This is a genomic window from Niastella sp. (genome assembly GCF_045805085.1).
GTDB lineage: Bacteria > Bacteroidota > Bacteroidia > Chitinophagales > Chitinophagaceae > Niastella.
Genome location: NZ_JBJMLX010000221.1, coordinates 1 through 3,902 on the forward strand (window position 1 = coordinate 1; position 3,902 = coordinate 3,902).

At 46.1% G+C, this 3,902-nt stretch carries 2 protein-coding genes; both read left to right on the top strand.

The window, feature by feature from the left end; translation table 11 throughout:
* Positions 1–2,691: hypothetical protein (locus tag ACJ751_RS11475; protein WP_407745636.1), on the top strand; the 2,691-nt coding region annotated here is incomplete at its 5' end.
* 15 nt (positions 2,692–2,706) lie between these two features.
* The coding region (locus tag ACJ751_RS11480; RefSeq protein ID WP_407745637.1) for a hypothetical protein at positions 2,707–3,902 on the top strand (1,196 nt) is incomplete at its 3' end.

Sequence of the window (3,902 nt, forward strand, 5' to 3'; positions counted from 1 at the left end):
ACTGCATCTCCTGCCGGACTTACGATCAGTGGTGCTACAGGCGCCATTACGCCCAGCAGTAGTACAGCAGGTACTTATACCATAACATATACCAAAGGAGCAGCTGGTGGTTGTTCGGCAATAACCGCTATTACAACTGTTACCATTACCGCTGCGCCAACTGCCGCTATTTCATATCCTGCCTCCTCTTTCTGTACGGGTATTACAACAGCGCAGTCTGTTACCTTAACCGGCACGGGAGCATATACAGGTGGAACATTTTCCTCTTCTCCCGCCGGACTATCAATTAATTCAACTACCGGCGGCATTACACCCTCGGGCAGTACGGCCGGAACCTATACGGTAACATATACATCTCCGGCAACAGGCGGTTGTGCTGCTGTTACAGCAACAGCAACTGTTACTATTAACACCACACCAGCCGTTACGGTTTCACCCAATTCTTCAGCCTTCTGCAGTGGCAATAGTGTTACGTTAACAGCCAGCGGGGCCAGTACGTATACCTGGAGCCCTGCAACGGATCTGTCTATTGCAACCGGCAGTATTGTTATTGCGTATCCTTCTGTAACAACCACCTACACCGTTACCGGAACCGCTTCGAACGGATGTAGCAGTACTGCAAGCGTACCTATTACTGTTACACAAAGCCCTTATGGGGATGTGTCTTCCAGTTCGTCAGTTTGTCCCGGAAGCAATGGGGGTACTTTAACTTTATCGAATTATGCCGGTAATATTTTAAGATGGGAAAGTTCTACAGATGGCGGTTCTACCTGGACAACCATCAGCAATACTACTACCACACAATCGTATGCTAATTTAACTACGACGACTATATATCGGGTATACCTTGAGTTAAACGGATGTTATAGCTATTCAACTATAGGCATCGTTCCGATTAACCCGCCGTTTACACCTACGGTTACTGCAACGCCCACATCGTTTTGTTTGGGCGGATCTTCAGTTTTGAAAGCCAGTGATTACGGAGCACCGCCGTTCCCGGTAGAAAATTTTCAGAACGCCAATCCGGCAGGATGGAGCGGCAACGATGCAAATAATAACAATAAAGATGACAATAGTGCTTGGGGAGAATCTGGTAATGGTAAATCCTTTAATGGGGTAACCTACAATTCAAACGCGGCTCCTACCAATACTAAGTTCATGATCGTAAATGGCGACGGTGGTGGCAGTGTTGCCAGTTTGATAACACCTCCGTTTAGCCTGGTAGGCCTTACCAGTCCTGTATTTAATTATTATACTGCATTAAATTTTAATGCAGGTACAACTGCCTGGGTAGAAATTTCGACGGATGGCGGCAATACATATACTGTATTGAAAACTTATACGGGTCCGACAAATGTTGGTAATCCTAATAATGGATGGACCCAGGAATCGATAAACCTGAGCGCCTATATAGGTCAGTCAAATGTAAAGGTTCGTTTCAGGTATAGTGGCACGGCCGGTAGTAACTGGGCAGTTGATAATGTAGGCATAAATGGAACGTATCAGCCGGTAACCTATCAATGGTCTCCCACCACTTATTTAACTCCGTCCAATGGGGTAGGGCAGAACGTTACCACAACGCCTACTGTGGCTGGAACGTATAATTATTGTGTTGTTGCTACTACGGCGGCCGGATGTTCCAGCTCGCCAGTTTGTATTGATGTAACAGCAAAACCAATACCCACTTGTTCTATTACCGGGAATAATACTGTTTGTCCCGGTTCAACTAATGTATACAGTGCCCCGGCCATTGCGGGTTATACTTATAGTTGGACGATCAGTGGCGGAGCAACTATTTCCGGTTCAGCAACAGGCCAAACGGTTACAGTGAATGCCAATAATACTTGTGGCACTTACACGCTAACGCTGGTAACTACATTGAATGCATGCTCAAGTACACCATGTACGCAAATTGTCAATGTTGTTGATAATACAGCACCGGTTGCAACGGCTCCTGCAACGCAGAGTTTCCAGTGCCTTGCAGATGTGCCGGCTCCCGGTACGTTAACAGCAACTGATAATTGCAGTGGCAATATTACTGCAACGGGCATAGACGTACGCGTTGCTAATGGTTGCGGATATACTATTACAAGAAAATGGACATTCACCGATGCATGTAACAATACAACATCGGTTTCTCAAATTATCAACGTGCTCGATAATACAGCGCCTGTTGCACCAGCGGCTCCTGCGTCACAGAACTTTCAGTGCCTTGCTGATGTACCGGCTCCCGGCACGTTGACAGCAACTGACAATTGTAGCGGCAACATTACCGCAACGGGTGTAGACGTACAGGTTGCCAAGGCTTGCGGATATACTATTACAAGAACATGGAAATTTACCGATGCATGTAACAATACATCATCGGTTTCTCAAATTATCAACGTGCAGGATAATATACCACCGGTGATCACCTGCCCACTGGCAAAACTCTTCTGTGAAGTTAATAACAATACATATACTATTCCGCCAGCAACAGCATCTGACAACTGCAGTGGTGCTTTAATAATTACCTATCAAATTACTGGTGCAACCACCAGAAGCGGTACGGGAACTGATGCAAGTGGGATATTCAATATCGGGGTTTCAACCATAACGTGGACAGTTACTGATGCCTGTGGCAATACCTCCACTTGTACAACATTGGTGACTATTAGTTCAAAACCGGCACCAATAATTACTCACAACTAATTATAAAAACAGTTTATGAAAAGAATCGGCAATCCATACAAGACAAAAAATACCGGCAGGCAAGCCCGGCACTTTTGGTCATCTTTCTTGCTATGGCTACGATTGCTGGTACTCTCATTTACGCGAAAGAAAGAAGAACTGGCCGGTGTCTTCTTTCATGAACCGGATACCACTGTTTTGAACAAAATGATTTTAGCAACCATCTCTACACCATCAATAATTAACAAAAAACTGCCGAACATGAAACCAGGTCAACTGCTAATAAAATGGGGGCTCATGCTGTTGCTTACGGCATTTGGCAAGAATGCTATTGCACAAGCACCGCCACCGACCCCTGGTGATCATTCGGTATGTATCAATACAACGAAAGACTATGGTGTAGTACTCCATGCCGGGTCAACCTATGCCTGGAGCATTACGCCCAATACAGGATTTACGTTGACTCCCAACCCAACGTATCCCAATTTAATTACAGTAACCTGGACGACTGCTGGTACCTATACTATGCAGGTAATTGAAACCAATGCCGATGGTTGTGCGGGAAATCCTGTTACTATTGTTATTACAGTGAACCCGTTGCCAACTGTAACCGTGAACTCGTCAAAGGTATGTGCGGGAACAGCGGCGACAATAACAGCAACACCAGGCGAAGCAGGCACCTACACTTATGTGTGGACAGTACCGGCAGGAGTTCCTGATCCCGGTAATGTGGCCAGCTTCACCTCCACAGTAGCCGGAACTTATAGTGTTGTGATCACCAATACTGCAACAGGCTGTGTATCAGCATCAGCAAGTGGAACAGTAACGGTGAATGCGCTGCCTGCATGTTCTATTACCGGCAATAACAATGTATGCCCTGGCTCTACCAATACATATAGTGGAGCAGTGGCTATGTCGACTTATAGTTGGTCAATTAGTGGGAATGCAACTATCACCGGTGCAACAAATGGACAAACCGTTTCAGTGCTTGCCAATAATAGTTGTGGAAATTTCACGCTGACCCTTACAATTACAGATGCGAATGGATGTACAAGTACATGTAACCAAACGTTTGCTACAACAGATACCGAAGCACCGGTGATCACAGTTACAGCTTCAACAGCGGTAACCTGTAACCCGACTGCGGCACAGCTCACAGCGGCCTTTGGTACCGCCTCAGTAAGCGACAATTGCGCTACTGGTCTTACCGCCACCTTCACCGATGGGGCAGA